The following is a 20593-nucleotide window of genomic DNA, read 5'->3' as shown; positions in this document are numbered from 1 at the left end:
ATGAAGCTTGTTATTAAAGAATACTTAGCCTCTCTTAACGAAAGAGATGAACTCGATGCGATATTACCTGATTTATTAAGCCAGCTTGGTTTGACTGTCTTTGGAAAACCAATAAGAGGGGCAAGCGAAAGAGGCGTGGATGTTGCCGCTGTTGGTTCGTTATATGGTGGAGTTGAAAAGGTTTACCTCTTTTCAATTAAAGCGGGAGACTTGACTCGATCTACATGGAATGGAAATGAAAACCAAGCATTAAGACCATCTCTAGATGAAATTATTGATTCCTATATTCCTCATAGACTGCCACCTGAGCATAAAGGCAAACCAATTGTTATTTGTCCTTGTTTTGGTGGCGATGTGCAAACACCTGTTAGAGATTTATTTACTGGTTATATAGATTCTAAAACTAAGACGAATGAAAATATTGAATTCGAGGAATGGAACGGGGATAAGCTCGCAAGCCTTATTAATGATAACTTTCTACATGAAAATTTTATGCCTGATGACACTCGTTCCTTGTTAAGGAAGTCGGTGTCGATGATTGACGAGCCAGATACCTCGTTTAGGTACTTTGCATACCTTGTTAGCATATTAAGAGAGGCTGCCGACAATGCGCCTCCTGAAACAGTGTTAAAGAGCCTAAGACAAATCAATATATGTCTTTGGATCTTGTATGGCTGGTCAAGAAAGGAGAAAAACTTTGAAAGTGCTTACTTGTCTAGTGAGGTAGCATTATTGAATGCTTGGCATGTCGGTAATGCTTACTTTTCAAGGAAATCTAAAAATGCCAAACTAATTCAGTCAGTTATACTCTCTATTAAGAATACGTATTTTAAAATTAATCATGACTTTATGACTAAAGTCATCACCCCATACGCGCATGTATATGGTGCTATCTCTCGTGGAGTATGCTCTTCATCTACAGTTGATATTAACCTCAAACTTTTCGATTTACTTGGTCGTATCTCTATACTGGGAATGTGGGTTCTATGGGAATTAGAAATGTGTCAACAAAGTGATACTGAGTCTAAAGCCAGTGAACAACAAGCTGTATTTGTAGCTGATTGCATAATAAACTTGATCAGTAATAATCCTATCTTATTTTCACCACTAAAAGATGATCAAGTTATTGATATCACTCTTGCTGTACTATTTTTAGTATCAATATCGAAGATTACTCAAGTGAAAGATTGGCTAGAAGGAATGCTATTAAGAGTATCTGATAACTTGAGTAACAATGGCGCTTACCCCTGTATTTTCCATGATTACATGGATTTACTCGAACATCCTAAAAACGGTACGGCAGAATATTTCGAAAAATCTACAGCTGGTAGTATTTTGTACTCTAATATTGGGTGTTTTTCTGCCTTATTTAATTTTGATGAGCTTTATACCAAGTTAAGTGAAATTCAAGCTAATCACTTGTCACATTGTAGTATTCAGCTATGGTATCCAGATGAAGAGTCTGAAAAAGAACTATACATTGGTGGAAAATATCATGGATTTTGTTTGTCTGACTTTGATTTTAAATTCACTAAAAATGAACTATTAAGTTATATTTTTAGTGAATGTAGTGAAACCCTGTATTTTGAAAACTTATCAGCTATTAAGCATGGATTATTTCCGATAGTATTGATGGCTTGTAGAGCATATAAACTTCCTGTACCCCCTCACTTTTTTCTTCCTTTTGAAAAGAAGTAAGATAAAAGCGGGGCTTTGTTTCTTAATAGTGAAATCCAATGTTTGTCGGGTTTAAATCAAAATAATATTCTGATTACAGATAAACGCCTGACGATGAAACAAGGGTTTTAAGCGCCATACTGGCGCTCAGGAAGTACTCTGTAGTTATTTGTGCTTTTAGCCTATAAGCGGTTCAGTAGCTACTATACTATGAGTGTAGCAGGATCTCGTCTTGCCTTTAGTCCGTCGGAATTTTCCATACCTGATGTAATTCATGAAATACTAATCTATGATTCCATGAAACTTATTTCTGTCTAAAGATATGCACGGAGCATAAATCATTCATGCCACAAAGCTTACTAGCATTCATTTGGTGAATCGAAAACTGACGAATGAATTGCCCTACAAAATCTCATCTATTTACCTAATGTTCGGCCCTACCGTACAGCGACTAACAATGTATAGGTATACAATCGTATATAAAATTAGATGCTTTTGAGTGTTTTTAACCTCATTTGTTTGCGCATTTTTCCAGATAGTGTATTGGATAAAAACCTGATAAATTATTTGCATACAAATAGTTAACTGTGCGCATTTTTACTGGTAATGAGGTAAACGCGCATGCGCACTATACAAATGTTATATTTTTTAGGGAATATTTTATGAAAAATGATGCTTTATTTTATCCTCAGATTAGTTTGGATAACCCAAGACTAATAAAATCAATGGCTCTCTTATATGATAATGTATATCGAATTTGCCCTGACAATGTAATACCAGATGACCATCCTGAACTCCAAGCATTATTAGAGGAGGGAAGCATAGGTAAAATTATTGATCCCTCAAAATATTCAGAAGAAGCGTCTACACAATTTATTGAAAAATTGGGAGAGTGGGATGCCGCAGCTTTATCATTTGAAGACCATCAGATAAGTAGACTTCATACTGGAAAAACAGATGAGATCGTTCGGGATATGTTTCGTGACATTGGCTTCACCGAAGAGAATGATTGGATGTATGTACCAACAGAGTTTGCATCTAATTTTATGCTTTATATGGCAAATATTGTAGCTAAAAATAATAATTTATCATTATCTACTAATAGTATGGAGGCGTGGACAGCATCAAATTATTTTGCAACTAACGGAATTCTTGGCGATTATTTACAACCACCAGGTTTTGATAACGAGTATTTAGATGATCCATTTGCTATTTTTAATATGTTAATTAGTAATTTAACACCAGTGAATATATCAGAAATCCCTGCGGATAAAATTCTATTGTTTAGAGAAAAAAGACGAGATGAAATTTTAAATTTTCGTAAATGCGTTTTTGATCTCAAAGAGGTGATCGCAAATACTTCTGATGGTGACATTTCTATAGACCGAATTGAAGGTGCTGCTAAAAAACTAGCTGCTGCTCAAGATAATTATCGTAAAAGTGCAGATGTTATTAAAGCAAAAAAATGGTTTGGTTCGACAATGATGGGTATTCCTGCCCCTATTGCACTTTGTAAGCTTCTCGCAATACCAACAGCGACGACTATTGGTATTGCAGCTACTGGGATTGCTATAGGTGGTTTATATAGCTTAATGGCATCTAAAGAAGAGGTTAAAAAATTAAATAAAGATAATCCTTCTGCTTTTTTAACTGTACTAGGTCGTGATTTTAAAGGGCATTGCCGTGCAAGAGGAAGCAGAATGGGAGGAGACATAAATATGACAGCCTGGAATTCTATGCAAGAATATGTCGCAGATTAAAAATATAATCGGGTAGCTGAAGGCATCTAGCCTCCAGCCCCCACACAACCTTGCACGCTGCTCCGTACAGGGCGGTTCATTTAGAACGCCTAACCTAAACTCTCTGGTTAGCTTCTTGTTTCGAGAATGAACTTCGATCCATCCATCTCTTAGTGAACATAAACCCGCTTTCTTAAGATAGTTATTAGTAATGATAATGTGAGCGGTATAGTTTAGAGCCTAAGCACTAACTGATTTATGTCTCGTTTTTAGTTATGTTACCCAAAAAGCTATGTACGATTTAGTTCCGGCTAACCTTAGATGAGCAAGATCGTTTATGTTTTTTAACAAATTTCCAAACATTTCCCCACTTATGGGGTATTTTGTATAAATTGGTTGATTAATAGACTCTTGAGGTGGGGAGCTGGAGATGAAGGCATAGCCCCAAATTTTTATTCAGGCGTCAACGCGATTAAAATGTACAAACATTTTAATCGCATCAGAAATATCTAATGTCACAATAGCTCAATTTTAATGTGAAAAAACTCAAAGAAGAAATAACGAAACCTAGCGTACAATTAACTGAGTTATATAATCGTTAACCAATTGAAAATTATAATTTTCTTTGCTTAGCATGACATCGATTGGCTTGGCGCCATTAAAGGGATGATTATGATTGACCAAGTTCATAAACCCATAGATATTTTCAGGGTTGCTGAATAGTGCATTTAAACCAGCGTGAATATTCAGTATATATACCCAATCAACCTGAAGATGCGTGGGTAAAGAGCTGAAAATTATCATTGATCCGCGACGCTAAACTTTCACCAATATCGGGTAATGTTTCTTTGAAAAATTTATCCAGTGCGGACCTGAAATCTCGCTTATTTTTGAAGTACACGCTGTTCCTCGCGTGCTCATTCATGACCTTCCACAGTCTTTCTATCGGATTGAGGTTCGGGCTGTAAGGCGGTAAATAATGCAACTCAATATTGTGCGAAATTGCAGCATTCTTCACTATCGCCGCTCGGTGATAACCAGCACCATCCAAAATAAGATGTAGCTTCTGAGTTTGTGGGTATTTGTCTCTTAATTGCCCGAAAAACTGCACTATGCTTTCGCTGTTTACCCATTCATATTCATTGACCACTGCACTGGCAATATTATTGAGCTCCAACGCGCCAATCAGGTTTAGCCGTGTACGACTGCCGGTGGTTTCTATGGCTTTGTCTTGCCCAGTTCGTATCCAGCCGTGTGAGATTTTGGTTGCCTGAGTCGGATGTACGGCATCCATAAATAAAATGCGCTCATCCTCACCGCAATGCGCTTTGAGTGCCTCATAAGCCTCAACAAAAGCCTGTTGCTTTGCCGTATCAAACTTATGCGGTACGCCTTTGGGCTTCTTGTAGCTAAAGCCGTTTTTGCGAAGCCATTTGTGCATCCCTGCTACCGTATATTGAACGCCATATTGCTCCAATACATAGGCTACGATTTGCTTGTTGTGGTGATAAGTATGCTGAGTTAAATGGGCAATTAATTCTGCGATTTGCTCTGCAGTTAACAGGCTTTGTGAACCGCCATTTTCAGGCTTGAGCTTCTCTGACAAGGTGTAATCGGCAAGGTGATTACGTACAGTGCTTTCATGAATGCGTAATGCTTGAGAAATCATTGCCGGGGTCCAGCCTTCGGATGCAAGCAGTACTGCTTTGATGCGGTCACGAATACGCCCGTCACGCGTTTGAGCATGCTGGGTCTCTAGGACTTGTTTTTGTTCAGGAGTAAGGAGTAGTTTCATAATCGTTAGCTTGATCCTCATTTCACTGAAAATCAAGCATCTTCATTGATCACCGGTATAGCTAATTCTTTCAATTTGTTCTTGATTGAAACTCACTTGTTTAAAATCAAGGTCGTTATAGTTTTTGGGAGGTGTGAGTAAAGCCTGAACTTGATCCTGATTGCAGCCCCATTTTTCCAAGATTTTCAATGAAGTTCTCATCCCAATCCGAGTAGCACTTGAACCGTTAAAATCAATTTCTTGCATATCAGATCCTCTGTTTTCATCCATCAACTCATTATTTCATAAAACTCGTATCTTCCGCCTAAACTAGTGTTAAGTCATCTATATTTTGAGGTTGGGATGATCCCTTTTAATAAAAATGCAATTAAATGTGCCCTTAGCATTAGCTGCTTTAACACTGCTAATTGAAAGCCTAATATGTAAGTCTCATAGAAAGCTCAAGGGGGTGAAGCTCCTATTTTTTCTGACTGCTTGTACATAAATCAAAATATGTTTATTGTATGTTTTATAAACAAAGTGGTCGGGTTCACTATTTAACTTAACAATATTAGCTTTTAAGTAGGTAGCGGTATGAGTGAAGAGTATGACAAGTTAGCAAAGGAAAAAAAGAGAAGGCAATTGGCTTGGGAGAAACATGTACTAAGTGGAGCAAAGCCTTTATATTTCTTTCCTAAATCTAGCTCAAAAAGCCCTAGAAGAAGTACAAATATATTAATAATGCCTAGCTTTAAGATCGACTAAATTTAGGTCAGTGTCGTTGATCTAGCTTTACAATGACCGGTAAGGTTACTGTACAATTTAGTTGCGACTAGTCTTGTATCGGAATTCTGGGATGTGAAAAATAGTCATGATTTTTTTACATCCTCCCCCCACCGGTTTTCATGTGAAGCTTTTTTTAAACAGATTTTGCTATTGATCATTCTCTATTTGAGGGTTTTGGTAGGAAATAGAATTTACATACCAGGTATGTTCACCTAATGGTGTACTGACCACAACTTCGTCATCTACTTCTTTTTTCAGCAAAGCGCGAGCCATTGGGGCATCTATCGAAATATAGTCATTTCTTCCATAGATCTCGTCAGGACCAACTATACGGAAGCTTTTCATATCACCAGCGTCATTTTCGATTTGAACCCAAGCACCAAAAAATATTTTTCCATCTTGTTGAGGGGAATACTCAACAATTTTAACGGCTTCAATTCGCTTTCTTAGGAATCTGACACGAGAGTCGATTTGTCTAAGTAACCTCTTATTTTCTTTGTAGTCAGCGTTTTCTGAGCGATCACCAAGACTCGCTGCCCAAGTCACTTTTTTAGTGATCTCAGGTCTGTACTCACGCCAAAGGTAGTTAAGTTCTGTATTGAGCTTTTCAAAACCTTCACGGGTTATTAAGTTAGTTTTCAAGTTGTTGCACCCATCCCTTGATTACAAATACTGTAATGCCTTTTTAATGGCATCAATTGTTGCTACAGGGAAAACAGAGTCTTTGCTATTGAACGACAATATACTGCCATTTGGGCCGAACTCCAATTGTTGCCGTCGCATAAACTCTGTAGAAATAAGGTATTCAAAAGCTTCTCTTTCCAAGTCAGTCAGCTTGGCCTGTACTGATGCAGTTGCTGCACCATCAAAAACCTCGATAACTTGATTAATTGGGACAATTTCATTTACTAATCTTTCTGCTGTAAGCTTTTGGGAATAGAGTATGTTTGCTTGCAGTCTTACAATCGGATCCTTCAGCTCATCAATCCAAGCGTAACTTTGCCCTTTGTTTGTTTTTGCGACTGGTTTATTCGACTTCGGAGTTAAGTTGGCAAAGCTAGCAATCAAGCTACGATAAGGTTCGCCAGTTTTATTGCGAATGCTTTGTGCTGCAGGTACTCCGCGACCTTTACCAAGGCGAGCGATTGTCGCATAGCTAAATTCATTCAGTCCACGCTGCTGTTGCTCCTCGCAAATGAGATAGATAGCCTCGAGTGAGGCTTGAATTTTGTTCGAGACTTGCTTTTTTAGTTGTTCCAGTACTATTTGAGGAGATATTTCTAACATCTTAATTTACCAACTTTAGAGGGGTTGAGCTCGCAAACAGCTCTTTTATATCGCGACTAGAGAATCTTTCCGCCTCTGTGAAGTCGTTTAACACTAAACTGCCATTAATAAGTTTATCGATCTTTTCCCAGCTTTGTAGTCTTGTGAGCATTAATTGAGTCATTTGATTACCGACCACAAGTTGCAGCTCCTCACTAAGGAACACAAACTGCGGATTTAATCCATTTTGGATCAGCATTTTATCGAGTGCTTGGCTGCGTCTTGTAACCGCTAATTCGTCGCTACAACTATGATACAGTTCAGCATTTTCACATACTTCTGATAGTTGCTGAAAACCACTGACATCATTCAGTTCAAAACTTACTTCAAATTCGTGTGGTACGAGTAAATGCAATTTTGAACAGTCGAATAGTTTTTCTTGATTGAGTATCTTTTTGCAACTAATCAGGTGCTTATGGATGGAGTTCATATCAGACATGTATAAATCCATTTTCTTCGCTCTAGTCTCTATTTCGGAGTTTAGTTTCCGTCTTATGGCTTGGAGCTGCAGTTTTTCTTGTTCGAGCTTAACCAAGTGCTCGTTTTGGATTTTTTGTTGGTAGATCTCATGCGAGAGTACATGAATTTGGGTGACTGCTTGATTTAGCTCACTTTCTAACTTTGCATAGCGATGTGATTGAGTGTTAACGGCTAAACAAATTTCATTAAAAAGTGCCGTCAGTCCCATCATAAAAGCGGGTCCTGTGACAAAAAACCTGCATTGAATACAATTTTGTTCTCCTAGATAACCCGAATTGACTGGGTGGTAGATATTCGCTTTTACTGCAACCGGTACTCCACCTTCGCTACAATATGCACCACCAACAGGGCACATGCCAAAGTCCTTAAACAGATAGCTGGAGGCTGGCCGAATATTATCTATGGTTTGCAGAAATTCTGGATTATTTGCTACCAACTGGCTTTTACACTGTTCAACTCGTTGTGATTCAATGAAACTTCTTAAAGTTTCCGCGCCTTGGCTTAATGCTTGTTTCTCTCCAAGTTCTATTCGCTCTCGAATATTTGCGCCTGTTTTGCCACTTTTCATATAATAAATACACATGACAATCGACGAATGCCCAACTAGCTTCATAATTACTTCTAGTGGCATGCCGAATTCATAAGCGTAAGCATTAATTAGGCTGACGCGCATAGAATGTGGTGTGTAAGCGGACTTAAAGTTGGTAAGAGCTATACCCTGTTGCTGCGCAAGTTTATGGTGACACTCCTTAAAGTTTTGTTCGGCATAAGTTGCTGAGACTAATTGATCTTCAGATGTAAAGAAAAGTGCAGCTGCAAGTCTTGAGGCTAAGCGGCCATTAAATGTTCCTGGTTCATTTTCTTGATAATCTCTAAAAAGAAAGCAGTTAATGCCTTTGTGTTTTCTTTGTATCTCGTTTAAGTTAGTTCGTGTGCAATAAAACCATTTGGTGGGAGCATCAATTGGGTTGTATTTCTCTTGCCATTTTCTTAACTTGATGAGCCAATAAGCCAACTCTTGAGGCATAAATGGGATGGCATAACCTTCACCATTAAAGTTGGTTTTATTTGATGTGTAATAAACGCCAAAGTCATTATCTTTTGTTTTGCTCACCATGCTTTGTCGTTTAGTTAGGCCCGCAAGCCTGTTTCGATTTTTTTGCCATATAATGCTATTGTTTTGAATTTCGGGCACCTCTGAATCAGCTTCACCTGAGTCGCAATAGACAATTTGTCTTCCTCTTGCAGGTAATTGCATTAATGCATAGGTGTAGGTCCAATATATTGGTAACCAAAGGAACTTTTTGTTGCCTTCTACTTTAGTTACACAGTCTGGGTCTGAAGGATCTATTACGAATGAATCATCGATTGCAATCCAGTCGGCTGGAAACTTATGAAGATGGTGGAGTTCCGAGTAACTAGTTTGTTTGAGCATTGAGTTTGGAGGCAGAATCCATTCTCGAGCGCTTTTTACAAATTGATAAGGTAATGCTAATTTGTTGGTTTCATTAAGTGCAATCGGTATTTGTTCCCCATCAAAATTGATGTTATAAAATGGGTTTTTTGCTCCCTTTATGCAAGATACTTCACCTGTATCGTAATCCTCAATTGTTAAGAATTTTACAATGATCCAGTCTAAAAATTCATTGATTGAAAAGAGCCATTTTTTCTTACGAGTGATAGGTACTGATTCAAATAATTCAAGCATGGGTTGAATATTGGTTTTGCCGTGAGTGAGGTAGTCAAGTGGAGAGGTTTCAAACATATTGGGTTCAATGTATTCTCGGACAAATTCACAAAGGTCTTTGACTTTAGTGTCCCCTCCTTTTGCAGTTTTCAAAAACTCAGTAATCAAATCACCCCATGGTTTCCATTCAGGCTCAAAATATCGGACTTGATAAGGTCTCTTTACTCCAAAGAAATCAAAGGTGTTGGTCCAGCCGTCACCTTCATAATACTCAATTGGAGATACTGGCATTTTGGGGTCGTTCAGTTTGCTGCGTAAGTTTTTATAATCAGCTAGAGATGTACATAGATTGAGTTGAACAATTTTTTTAAGCTCATGAAGTTCATATGGTTTTGCAATATCTAATAAATCATACCAATCTATCCAATCTGTAAATTTCTTATCAGGTTTCGAGGGCATTTGCGTATAGTTTTTCTGTACGTGACGATACTGTAGTGCATTCTTAATTCCTAAAACTTTGCATGCGTTCTTTAATTCATTAAGTGTTTTAATTTGCTTTGGCAGTAAAAATTCAGACCATGATTGCCAGTCGTCGGGATAGAATACAGGAGGGGCGCTGGGCAAGCGCGGGTCTTCACGGTAACTTTGTTGGTATTCTCCCGCTGAAGTGATGCCGAGGTTTTGGGCGGCCTGCTGGGCTTCGGTGAGGGAGACATAGAATATTTTTTCTTCTTTACCTAAAAATGTGGGCCAGGATTGCCAGTCGGCGGAATAGTTCGTATTCGGTGTGCTGGGCAGGCGCGGGTCCTCACGGTAACGCTGTTGGTATTCTGGCTGAGAGGTGATGCCGAGGGTTTGGGCAGCCAGTTGGGCTTCGGCGAGGGAGGCATAGAATTTGTTTTCTGTGCCTAAAAATGTGGGCCAGGTTTGCCAGTCGGTAGAATAGGTCGCATTCGGGCTGCTGGGCAGGCGCGGGTCATCACGGTAACGCTGTTGGTAATCTGCCTGAGTCGTGATGCCGATGGCTTTGGCTGCCAGTTGGGCTTCGGCGAGGGAGGCATAGAATTTATTTTCTTTGCATAAAAATGTGGGCCAGGATTGCCAGTCTGCGGAATAGGTCGCACTCGGTTTGCTGGGCAAGCGTTGGTCATCACGGTAACGCTGTTGGTAATCTGCCTGAGTGGTGATACTGAGGGCTTTGGCAGCCAGTTGAGCTTCTGCGAGGGAGGAATAGAATTTATTTTGTTTGCCTAAAAATGTGGGCCAGGATTGCCAGTCGGCGGAATAGAATACAGGAGGGCAGCTGGGCAAACGCGGGTCTTCACAGTATCGCTGTTGGTATTCTGTCGATGAAGTGATGCCGAGGGTTTGGGCAGCCTGCAGGGCTTCGGCGTAGGAGGCGTAGAAAACTTTCTCTTCTTTGTCGAAAAACTGAATCCATGATTGCCAGTCGGCGGAGTAGAATGCAGGAGGGAAGCTGGACAAGCGCGGGTCTTCACGGTAACGCTTTAGGTATTCTCCCGATGAAGTGATGCCGAGCGCTTGGGCGGCCTGCTGTGCTTCGGTGAGTGTAGTATAGAATTTATTGTCTGTGCCTAAAAATGTGGGCCAGGATTGCCAGTCTGCGGAATATGTTGCGTAAGGAGAGCTTGGCAAGCGCTGGTCTTCATTGTATCGCTGTTGGTATTCTGTCAGAGTGGCTATGCCGAGAGCTTGGGCAGCCTGCTGGGCTTCGGCGTAGGAGGTATAGAAAACTTTCTCTTCTTTGCCGAGAAACTGAGTCCAAGACTGCCAGTAGGTGGAATAGAATACACGAGGGGTGCTGGGCAAATACGGGTCTTCACAGTATCGCTGTTGGTATTCTGTCGATGAAGTGATGCCGAGGGCTTTGGCGGCCTGCTGGGCTTCGGCGTAGGAGGCGTAGAAAACTTTCTCTTCTTTGCCGAAAAACTGAGTCCAGGACTGCCATTCAGCTGCATAGGCCACATTCGGTACTCTGGGCAGGCGCAGGTCTTGACTGTATCGCTGTTGGTATTCTGCCGATGAAGTGATGCCGAGGGCTTCGGCGGCCAGCTGGGCTTCGGCGAGGGTCGCATAGAATTTATTGTCTGTGCCTAAAAATTTGGGCCAGGATTCCCAGTCGGCGGCATAGGTTGCGTAAGGTTTGCGGGGTAAACGCGGGTCTTCACGGTATCGCTGTTGGTATTCTGGCCGTGAGGCTATACCGAGGGCTTGAGCTGCCTGCTGGGCTTCGATGAGGGCCGCATAGAATTTTTTGTCTGTGCCTAAAAATGTGGGCCAGGATTGCCAGTCTGCGGAATATGTTGCGTAAGGAGAGCTTGGCAAGCGCAGGTCTTCATTGTAACGCTGTTGGTATTCCGTCAGAGTGGCTATGCCGAGAGCTTGGGCGGCCTGCTGGGCTTCGTCGTAGGAGGTGTAGAAAACTTTCTCTTTTTTGCCGAAAAACTGAGTCCAAGACTGCCACTCGGCAGCATAGTTTGCACTCGGAGCGCTTGGCAAACGCGGATCTTCTCGGTAACGCTTTACGTATTCTACGCTTGTGGTGATACCGAGGGCTTGGGCAGCTTGCTGGGCTTCGGTTAGAGAAGCATAAAAACATTTTTTCATAGGCCTAACTCCCTAATTTTTTCTCTAATTTCAAAATCTTGAGGTTTTATATAGACCAAACAACTTTCTGGGCTCTTATGGTGCATCGCTTTTTGAATTTCTAACTGGTTAAACCCCGAGGTCGCGAGCCTATAACCATACGAGTGTCTGTGAGAGTGGGGGCTAGTTCCGAGATGTTTCCCTGTTACAAGTCCAATCCGTTCCACTGCTCGCTGGTGCTTTTGAATAAAGTTTTTTTTTGATTCTGGTTCCCCATATGAATTTGTGAACAAATATGGATGTTCGCCATTAATTCTTACTGATAGGTATTGCTGCAATAACCAGCAGAATTCGATCGCCTTACTACTAGGGAAAAACATAACATCGAATGACAAGTTGCGGTTTGTTAATAGGGCCCCTTTCCATCCAGAGAAAAGTCTGTGGGACCGTTTGTATTCATTACGCGGTTTCAGGCGAAAGCGAGCGTTTAGATACTCTCTGCGATTTGAGAACCCTTGCTCCGGACTTGCTCCATCACTAGGATGAAAAACCGAAACTATTGCAGACCCATCTTTACTATCAAGAGCAATGTCACTGGTATAAATGTGGAAACACTCAGATAGTCTAAGCCCCCCATAGTGCATCAACATTCCAATTAGCAGACTTCCGAAATTCATCTCATTGTTTCGATTGTTGAGAAAACCATATTGTAAAAAACGTTCGAAATGCTCTTCTGGGAAACGATTTACTGATTCAATCGACACTAGATGATTTATAGGGCCCTTAATGTTGCGGACCATAGTAAACTGATGTTTTGATGGGTTACTAAGGTGGTTTAAGAAACAGTTTGACTGACGTTTATAGTAAGCGCACCAGCGCATTTTCTCCTCTGCTTTTGTCGCTTTTCTTAATGGGTTCAGATTAGGTAACTCATGGCCATGCTGTTGGTCTAGATAGTCACAATAGAAGTTAATGTGGCTAAGTAGTACGTTAACATCTTCAACCTTCCTTGATTGCCAGTACAAACCAGAGTGGTCGTAGTTTGAATTATCTATTGAGCCGATGTATAGAGTATCGACAAAAGAACGAAGCAACTCTGTGGCTGATATCGAAGTATTAATATGGGCATTTATAAATTTAAGTAGCAGCTCTACTGCAAAGACATTGCGTTCAACCCAAGATTGAGATTTATGACGCTTGGTATAGAGAAATCTTAAATGTGAGATCAAGGCTCCTTTTTCAGTAAAGAGAGCCGGTAAGTTAGTTGTTGAAGTCGCTTGATGAGCTTTGTACAGTACATACCGCTTTAGAACATAAGGCTGTGAGGCTTCAAAGTGTTTCGGCAATAAGGCTGGTGCCCAATCGGCTTCATCAATCCCTTTAACCATGGTGCAGTGACGGCGCAGCGTGCTAAGAGAGATGTCGTACGTCATACGCATCCATCAATTTGATGTCATTACGCTGAAGTGCGAACACAGCTTGCACTGTGCGTAACGCAAATTGTACTTTAGTCTGGGCGGCATGATTGGTTTTATTCCAACGCGACCAAAGTTCTTCACGGCAATAGGACTGCAGGCTTTTCTTTTTAGGTAAGACAAGCACTTGATCGCCAGTTTTGGTTGTAGTCGGTAATAGGCTGATATGGTATTCGGTTCCTTTAGTCCCTTGTCTTTTTCGGGCAAGTTCTGGATTCTCAGTGGCAAGTTTTTTTAATTGCTCACGAATATTTCTATCTGAACTAGGCAAGCCAACAACGCCTGCTAATTTACTTGCTATTAGCCACATACGAAGACACTCGCTGCGCGCACTGAGCGATAACGGCTAGGCCAAACATGTTCTGGTGTCATACCTATGGCCGTGGCGATAATCTCCTCGCCTTTAGGCCAAGGTGAACGCAGTGCGTTTGCTAGAGTGTTTTCGCTTAAACCTGCGTCCCTTGATAGCTGACGAACGGACAAACCGCGTTTTTTTAAAGCGGCGATAATGTCGGCACGATGCCAATCACTTCCATCAGGTTCATTTATTTGAGAGACTATTCTGTTATTCACCCTAGTAACTCCGCTTTGTTGCTCCGCTTTGTAACTCAATAATTGATCAAACGGATGGTTTGGTCAATGTAACGGATGGTTTATTTGATGTCGCATCCGTTTGTATAACTTGAAACTATGGGTTTAAATATGAATTACAAGAATTCAAACAATAAGATAGAAGGAATGGATGTTGAAAATGCACAAGCAGATCGAACATCCGTTGATAGTAAAGAGCAACGGATTTCATGGTTTACGGCATCCGAATTGTCCGGTTGTGGGAGTTTTCCTACATCGGCAAGATGGACAAGGGATCATTTAAAGGAGTTGGCAGAAGGTAAAACTCATCTGGCTCGAAAGAGAAGGGGCACTAAAGCAACAGAGTACCACATTAGTTTGTTTCCAGCTGACGTGCAGAGAATATTGCTAAATAATGAGTTTGAAGGCGTTGAAGATGAAATAGGTGGATATTCCATCCAATACGTTGAACCTGACTTTTTGAATGATTTTAAGCTGATCCCGCTCTATATGATGCAGATAGAGAATGGTTCATTTATCTATCCAAACCTTGAGCGTAAGAACGCCGCAAAATTCAAACCTGTAAGTATTAACTGGTTGAAAGAACGTGAATTTAATCATAATGATTTAGTGCTAATATTCGCCAGCGGCGACAGCATGAAGCCAACGATAAACAATAATGATACGTTGATTATTCATGTTGGCCGCAATAAGCCGATGGATGGACACATTTATGCTTTTAGACAAGGTGATGAACTGCTCGTGAAACGTTTTCAGAGTACGCTCAGCACTTGGCGACTGATTAGTGATAATCAGATCTATGATAAGATAGATATCGACAAGGAAAAACAGGACCAAATCAAAGTTATTGGTCAAGTGGTTTCGATTGGCAAAGATATCGGCGATTAGTTTAAATGTTTAACTGACTTTCACCACATTCGCTCAGCGCTCAATCTACTAGGTTAAATCAGCACGTGTTAAAAGGAGTGCTCAAACATGCTCAGATTATGTAATGCTTCAAATAAGTAAGGGGCCAAGTTTTAAAAACCTTGAGCCCAGCGCCATATCTAGTTCTCATCAACATTACGATCCTATCTAATCCACATAAATTCACTCTGATGCCTAACGTTACCCAGTGTTCATTTAACTAGACCCTATACATATAAAGGCATAACTTACTTCCCAGAGTCTATTAGTATAAGTTATATAGTTAGTGGTACTAATGTATCTTCATTAACTAGAAAACATTGGATCTAGAGCATTAAATTGATAACTCACATATTTTTAGTATGCTTATTGGAGTGGTACTAATACACCTACAACAAGCGTTTGTTGAGACAAATTGATGGCCGAGTCAGATACTTAGTTAAGCGGTTAGAAGAATTAAAAATCGTCGATTACTCGCCGCAGCAGGAAGGCAAAATATTCTTTGGCGCTTGGTTTGAGCTTGAAAATGAAGCCGGTGATCGCGTGCGTTATCGGATCGTCGGTAAAGATGAGCTCGATACAAAATTAGGCTATATCACCATCGACTCGCCCATGGCGCGTGCCTTAATCGGCAAGCAAGTGGATGATGAGGTGCTAGTGCAAACGCCCTCGGGTCCAAAAGAGTGGTATATCAATCAGATCCGTTATACCCCTTTTGAAACTACTCTCGCCAGCGAGGCGAATTAACCACAGAGTTGCCGCTGTTAAAATAGCGGCGGTAGTCACGGGATTGCGGGAAAGATCAAACTCTCTGATTTGACCTAGGCTTTAGCATGAAACATACGGGGCGCCTGTGGTATCTTTGGCGCAATAACGACTTACTTTACAGTTAGGCACGACACTTTATTTATGCAAACTAATGCACATAACATCGCTCAGATTATCGCTCAAGAACTGAATGTTCGTGAGCAACAAGTTGCCGCAACCATCACTCTGCTTGACGATGGTGCGACAGTTCCCTTCGTTGCCCGCTACCGTAAAGAAGCAACGGGCGGTTTAGACGATACACAACTGCGTACCTTGTACACGCGTTTAGGTTACCTGCGTGAGCTGAACGACAGACGCCAAGTGATCCTGTCTAGCATCCAAGCTCAGGGTAAGTTAACGCCAGAATTACAATGGGCGATTGACGAGGCAGACAGTAAGACACGTCTCGAAGATTTATACCTGCCCTTCAAACCTAAGCGTCGCACTAAGGGCCAAATCGCTATCGAGGCTGGGCTTGAGCCATTAGCCGAGGCATTACTGGCTGATCGTAGCCTAGATGTCGAGACTACAGCGGCAGGCTATATCAATAGCGAAGCGGGTTTTGCCGATGTTAAAGCTGTGCTCGAGGGCGCGCGTTATATTCTGATGGAGCGCTACGCCGAAGACGCTGAATTACTGCGTAAAGTGCGTGAGCATTTAAGCCAAAACAGTGTGTTAGAAAGCCGTTTAATTGCTGGCAAAGAGAAAGACGGCGCGAAGTTCCGCGATTATTTTGAGCATACAGAACAGTTAGCTAAGATCCCATCACACCGTGCACTGGCTATGCTGCGTGGGCGTAATGAAGGTTTCTTAACCTTATCTATGAATGCCGACCCAGCAGCTGAAGCGGGCCAAGGTAGTTACTGCGAAGTGATTATCTGTGATCATTTAGGGCTGAAATTAGGCGATAGCAGCGTTGATCAATGGTTGAAAACCGTGGTGACGGCGACATGGCGTATTAAGATCGCCCTGCAGATGGAAACTGAGTTTATTTCGCAAATGCGCGAACGCGCTGAAGCCGAAGCGATTAAAGTTTTCGCCCGTAATCTAGGTGATTTATTGATGGCTGCTCCTGCGGGCGCGAAAGCCACCATGGGACTCGATCCTGGTTTACGTACCGGTGTTAAAGTCGCTGTGGTCGATAACACGGGTAAGTTGTTGTGCCATGCGACTATTTTCCCACACGCACCGCAAAATCTGTGGGAAAAGTCGATCCGTACTTTGGCTAACTTAGTCAAAATGCATAAGGTTGAGCTGATTGCGATTGGTAACGGCACTGCATCACGGGAAACTGACAAACTGGCTGCTGAGCTGATTGCCGAAGTGAAAGATACCCATCCACATTTGACCAAAGTGATGGTCAGTGAGGCGGGTGCGTCTGTGTATTCTGCATCGGAATTGGCGGCGTTGGAGTTTCCTGATCTTGATGTGTCGATTCGTGGCGCTGTGTCTATCGCCCGCCGCTTGCAAGATCCATTAGCCGAGTTGGTGAAGATTGAGCCTAAGTCTATCGGTGTCGGTCAATATCAACACGATGTGAGTCAAAGCCAATTATCGGGTTCGCTGGAAGCCGTGGTGGAAGATTGTGTAAACGGCGTGGGTGTAGATCTCAACATGGCCTCTGTGCCGTTATTGTCACAAGTGGCAGGTTTAAATAAGACGTTAGCGAAAAACGTGGTCGATTATCGCGATGCCAATGGTCAGTTTAAGAATCGTAAAGAGCTGCTGAAAGTGCCGCGTTTAGGGCCTAAAGCCTACGAGCAAGCAGCGGGCTTTTTGCGTATTCGAGAAGGGGACAATCCACTCGATGCCTCGTCTGTGCATCCAGAGGCTTATTCGCTAGTGGAAACTATCGCTAAGACTAAGCAAGTAGAGTTGGCGAGCCTGATGGGTAACTCAGATTTGCTGCGCAGCATCAAGGCTGAAGAGTTTATTACGGCGGAATTTGGCCTGCCGACGGTGACGGATATTTTAGCCGAACTGGATAAGCCAGGACGCGATCCCCGCGGTGAGTTCAAAACTGCTAAGTTTAAAGATGGTGTTGAAGAACTTAAACATCTGAAACCAGAAATGGTACTCGAAGGCGTAGTGACCAACGTGACTAATTTTGGTGCCTTCGTTGATATTGGCGTACATCAAGATGGGCTTGTGCATATCTCTTCTCTAACCGACAAGTTCATCAGCGACCCGCACACTGTGGTGAAAGCGGGAGATGTGGTGAAAGTCAAAGTGATGGAAGTTGACGTTGAGCGCCGCCGCATCGGTTTGAGCATGCGTTTGGATGAAGCTATCGACCAAAGCAAGCCGCAGCAAAGACCGCACAATCCTGCCAGAACTAATCACGGTAAAACACCGCAGTCAGCGAAACCGGCTGCGCGTCCTGCGCAAAAGCAAGCACCTAAAGCGCCAGCAAACGCGGCCATGGGCAATGCCTTTGCCGATGCCTTCGCTAAGCTGAAAAAGTAGACGTTGTAATGTAAATACTCGGGCATACGTCATGTCCGAGTCGACTTTTTAACCTGTTACTCACAAAATTGTTGCATAAATGTCGTCTTAGGGAATATAAAGTCGGCATTTAATGCAACGTTAAGCAAAATCGGTTGTCATAGCACAGCTTATTCACCGATTTTTTCAAATTGACACTCCAAAGCAGAGTGGCTCTTTTTATACGTTTTGGGGTAACACATGCAATCTGGTTTATCACCTCGCGGGCGAAACAATGCCCATGGGCCTTTTCGCGCTATCTTTATTTTCTCGCTATTAGTGCTTTTCATTGCCACCGCGAGCCGTATCGCTTTAGGGCTGTGGCAAGCCGATCGCGTGGCCGCTGTGGATGGTTGGTCGCATCTATTAATCCAAGGTTTACGCGTCGATATCGCTACCCTGTGCTGGTTATGGGGTATTGCCGCCTTAGGGACTGCATTATTTTCAGGTGATCATTTTATTGGCCGTCTATGGCAGCCGATTTTACGGGTGTGGTTAACCGTCGGTCTGTGGATCATGCTGTTTTTAGAAGCATCGACCCCCGCCTTTATTGAAGAATACGGTTTTCGTCCGAATCGTTTGTATGTGGAATATCTGATCTACCCGAAAGAAGTGCTTTCTATGCTGTGGGCGGGTCGTAAGCTTGAGCTTATTTTCTCAATATTATTAACCATAGGTACACTCTGGGGCGGTTGGGTTCTCAGCGGTAAACTGACGGGAAACCTGCGCTTTCCACGCTGGTATTGGCGTCCAGTATTAGCGTTACTCGTTATCGCAATTACGATATTAGGTGCCCGTTCAACCTTGGGTCATCGTCCGCTTAACCCCGCTCTGGTGGCCTTTGCTGACGATCCATTAGTGAACTCTTTAGTGATTAACTCTGCTTATTCCTTGGTGTTTGCCATCAAGCAGATGGATAGTGAAGAAGATGCTTCTAAAGTGTATGGCAAGCTAGATAACGCGGAGGTTATTGCAACGATTCGGCAGGAAAGTGGTCGCCTTGAAAGTGCCTTTACTTCAACGGATATCCCATCACTGAGCTTTAACCAAGCCAGTTATACTGGTAAACCAAAGAACTTAGTGATCCTACTGCAAGAGAGCTTAGGCGCACGATTTGTCGGCAGTTTAGGTGGGTTACCCCTGACACCGAATATCGATGCCTTGTCTAAAGAAGGTTGGTATTTCGATAACTTGTACGCTACTGGTACACGATCTGTACGCGGAATCGAAGCCGTGACAACAGGTTTTACGCCAACGCCAGCTCGCGCTGTGGTGAAGCTAGGTAAGAGCCAAGTTGGCTTTTTCAGTATTGCTGAATTACTTAAAAATCATGGTTATACAACGCAGTTTATTTATGGTGGTGAGAGCCATTTCGACAATATGCGTAGCTTCTTCTTGGGCAACGGCTTTAGTGACATCATAGATCAGAAAGATTACAAATCTCCGGCCTTCGTGGGCTCGTGGGGCGCGTCAGACGAAGATTTAATGCGCAAGGCCAACAGTGAGTTTGAGCGTCTGCATAGCGAAGGTAAGCCTTTCTTTAGTTTGGTGTTTAGTTCGAGTAACCATGATCCATTTGAATTCCCAGATGATCGTATCGAACTTTATGAACAACCTAAGCAAACTCGCAATAATGCGGCGAAATATGCCGACTATGCGATTGGTGAGTTTTTCAAATTGGCGAAAAACGCGGACTATTGGAAAGATACGATTTTTATCGTGGTTGCCGACCATGACAGTCGAGTGGGTGGTGCGGATCTGGTGCCAGTATCGCGTTTCCGTATTCCGGGATTAATTCTTGGGGATAATGTTGCGCCAAAACGCGATCATCGTATTGTGAGCCAGATTGATTTACCGCCGACTTTGTTATCCTTGATTGGAATATCAGACTCTTACCCTATGCTGGGCCGTGACTTAACTCAGGTCAGCGATGATTGGCCAGGGCGTGCTCTGATGCAATACGATAAAAACTTTGCCCTGATGGAAGGTAAAGATGTGGTCATTCTGCAACCAGAGAAAGAGGCACAGGGTTTCGAATATAATGAAAAAAACGAGCAGTTAACGCCTTATCCACCCGCTGCTGCCGTGCTAGAGAAGAAAGCCTTAAGTTGGGCATTGTGGGGCAGTTTGGCCTACCAGCAAGAGCTGTATCGTTTGCCTAAATAAGCGTTAAACAGAATGGAAAATGCCGCTATTTTTAGCGGCATTTTTGTTTATCATTCAGGTTAATTTTGTGCGCAAACGGATTCATACG

13 protein-coding genes and 1 pseudogene are annotated in these 20593 nt (G+C 42.3%); 6 read left to right on the top strand and 8 right to left on the bottom strand.

Translation table 11 applies throughout. From position 1 onward, the window contains the following. Positions 1-1698 carry a hypothetical protein gene (locus tag L5M29_RS15525; protein ID WP_263168627.1) on the top strand — a complete coding sequence of 566 codons (1698 nt, stop codon included), beginning with the start codon at positions 1-3 and terminating at the stop codon, positions 1696-1698. Positions 1699-2339: 641 nt separating this feature from the next. Further along, entirely contained in the window at positions 2340-3437 is a 1098-nt protein-coding gene (locus L5M29_RS15520) for a DUF6236 family protein (protein WP_263168624.1), read from the top strand. Positions 3438-4179: 742 nt separating this feature from the next. Here the strand turns inward: L5M29_RS15520 and L5M29_RS15515 are convergent. The 8 genes from L5M29_RS15515 to L5M29_RS15480 all read right to left on the bottom strand — a co-directional run bounded on the left by L5M29_RS15515 (position 4180) and on the right by L5M29_RS15480 (position 14124). Then, entirely contained in the window at positions 4180-5211 is a 1032-nt protein-coding gene (locus L5M29_RS15515) for an IS630-like element ISSpu23 family transposase (protein ID WP_014609561.1), read from the bottom strand. A gap of 42 nt (positions 5212-5253) precedes the next feature. Continuing rightward, positions 5254-5457 (bottom strand): hypothetical protein, encoded by a 204-nt coding sequence (locus tag L5M29_RS15510; protein WP_263168621.1) that lies wholly within the window; start codon positions 5455-5457, stop codon positions 5254-5256. Between the two features lie 666 nt (positions 5458-6123). After that, positions 6124-6618 carry a transcription elongation factor GreB gene (greB, locus tag L5M29_RS15505; RefSeq protein WP_263168617.1) on the bottom strand — a complete coding sequence of 165 codons (495 nt, stop codon included), beginning with the start codon at positions 6616-6618 and terminating at the stop codon, positions 6124-6126. Positions 6619-6639: 21 nt separating this feature from the next. Continuing rightward, positions 6640-7263, bottom strand: a complete 624-nt coding sequence (gene gmtX / locus L5M29_RS15500; protein WP_263168615.1) for a gamma-mobile-trio protein GmtX — start codon at positions 7261-7263, stop codon at positions 6640-6642. Position 7264: 1 nt separating this feature from the next. Further along, positions 7265-12097 carry a VPA1269 family protein gene (locus tag L5M29_RS15495; protein ID WP_263168612.1) on the bottom strand — a complete coding sequence of 1611 codons (4833 nt, stop codon included), beginning with the start codon at positions 12095-12097 and terminating at the stop codon, positions 7265-7267. Further along, positions 12094-13509, bottom strand: a complete 1416-nt coding sequence (gmtY, locus tag L5M29_RS15490) for a gamma-mobile-trio recombinase GmtY (protein ID WP_263168609.1) — start codon at positions 13507-13509, stop codon at positions 12094-12096. Before gmtY ends, L5M29_RS15495 begins: the two co-directional genes overlap by 4 nt. After that, entirely contained in the window at positions 13487-13861 is a 375-nt protein-coding gene (locus L5M29_RS15485) for a DNA-binding protein (protein ID WP_263168607.1), read from the bottom strand. The genes gmtY and L5M29_RS15485 overlap by 23 nt, the downstream gene beginning before the upstream one ends. Then, positions 13852-14124, bottom strand: coding sequence for a transcriptional regulator (locus L5M29_RS15480; protein ID WP_263168604.1), 273 nt, complete (start codon positions 14122-14124; stop codon positions 13852-13854). The genes L5M29_RS15485 and L5M29_RS15480 overlap by 10 nt, the downstream gene beginning before the upstream one ends. A gap of 129 nt (positions 14125-14253) precedes the next feature. Between L5M29_RS15480 and L5M29_RS15475 the strand changes: the two genes are divergently transcribed. From L5M29_RS15475 to L5M29_RS15460, 4 genes and pseudogenes are all read left to right on the top strand, one after another. Beyond that, entirely contained in the window at positions 14254-15030 is a 777-nt protein-coding gene (locus tag L5M29_RS15475) for a helix-turn-helix transcriptional regulator (protein WP_263168601.1), read from the top strand. A gap of 402 nt (positions 15031-15432) precedes the next feature. Next, a pseudogene (locus L5M29_RS15470) lies at positions 15433-15795 on the top strand (GreA/GreB family elongation factor); the annotation flags it as partial. Between the two features lie 162 nt (positions 15796-15957). Then, the gene (locus L5M29_RS15465; protein WP_263168600.1) at positions 15958-18321 is read left to right on the top strand and encodes a Tex family protein; all 2364 of its coding nucleotides are present in this window, start codon (positions 15958-15960) and stop codon (positions 18319-18321) included. A gap of 219 nt (positions 18322-18540) precedes the next feature. Next, the gene (locus L5M29_RS15460) at positions 18541-20505 is read left to right on the top strand and encodes an LTA synthase family protein (RefSeq protein ID WP_263168597.1); all 1965 of its coding nucleotides are present in this window, start codon (positions 18541-18543) and stop codon (positions 20503-20505) included. Positions 20506-20593 lie beyond the last annotated feature (88 nt).

Source organism: Shewanella sp. SM95 (genome assembly GCF_025653595.1).
GTDB classification, from domain to species: domain Bacteria; phylum Pseudomonadota; class Gammaproteobacteria; order Enterobacterales; family Shewanellaceae; genus Shewanella; species Shewanella oncorhynchi.
Note: the sequence above shows the minus strand (reverse complement) of the source record. Positions and strands in the feature narration are given on the sequence as shown.

Coding starts and splice junctions, on each gene's coding strand:
- L5M29_RS15460 (WP_263168597.1), top strand. CDS start 18,541: ATGCAATCTGGTTTATCACCTCGCGGGCGAAACAATGCCCATGGGCCT.
- L5M29_RS15510 (WP_263168621.1), bottom strand. CDS start 5,457: ATGCAAGAAATTGATTTTAACGGTTCAAGTGCTACTCGGATTGGGATG.
- gmtX (WP_263168615.1), bottom strand. CDS start 7,263: ATGTTAGAAATATCTCCTCAAATAGTACTGGAACAACTAAAAAAGCAA.
- L5M29_RS15525 (WP_263168627.1), top strand. CDS start 1: ATGAAGCTTGTTATTAAAGAATACTTAGCCTCTCTTAACGAAAGAGAT.
- L5M29_RS15520 (WP_263168624.1), top strand. CDS start 2,340: ATGAAAAATGATGCTTTATTTTATCCTCAGATTAGTTTGGATAACCCA.
- L5M29_RS15515 (WP_014609561.1), bottom strand. CDS start 5,211: ATGAAACTACTCCTTACTCCTGAACAAAAACAAGTCCTAGAGACCCAG.
- gmtY (WP_263168609.1), bottom strand. CDS start 13,509: ATGACGTACGACATCTCTCTTAGCACGCTGCGCCGTCACTGCACCATG.
- L5M29_RS15465 (WP_263168600.1), top strand. CDS start 15,958: ATGCAAACTAATGCACATAACATCGCTCAGATTATCGCTCAAGAACTG.
- L5M29_RS15475 (WP_263168601.1), top strand. CDS start 14,254: ATGAATTACAAGAATTCAAACAATAAGATAGAAGGAATGGATGTTGAA.
- L5M29_RS15485 (WP_263168607.1), bottom strand. CDS start 13,861: ATGTGGCTAATAGCAAGTAAATTAGCAGGCGTTGTTGGCTTGCCTAGT.
- L5M29_RS15495 (WP_263168612.1), bottom strand. CDS start 12,097: ATGAAAAAATGTTTTTATGCTTCTCTAACCGAAGCCCAGCAAGCTGCC.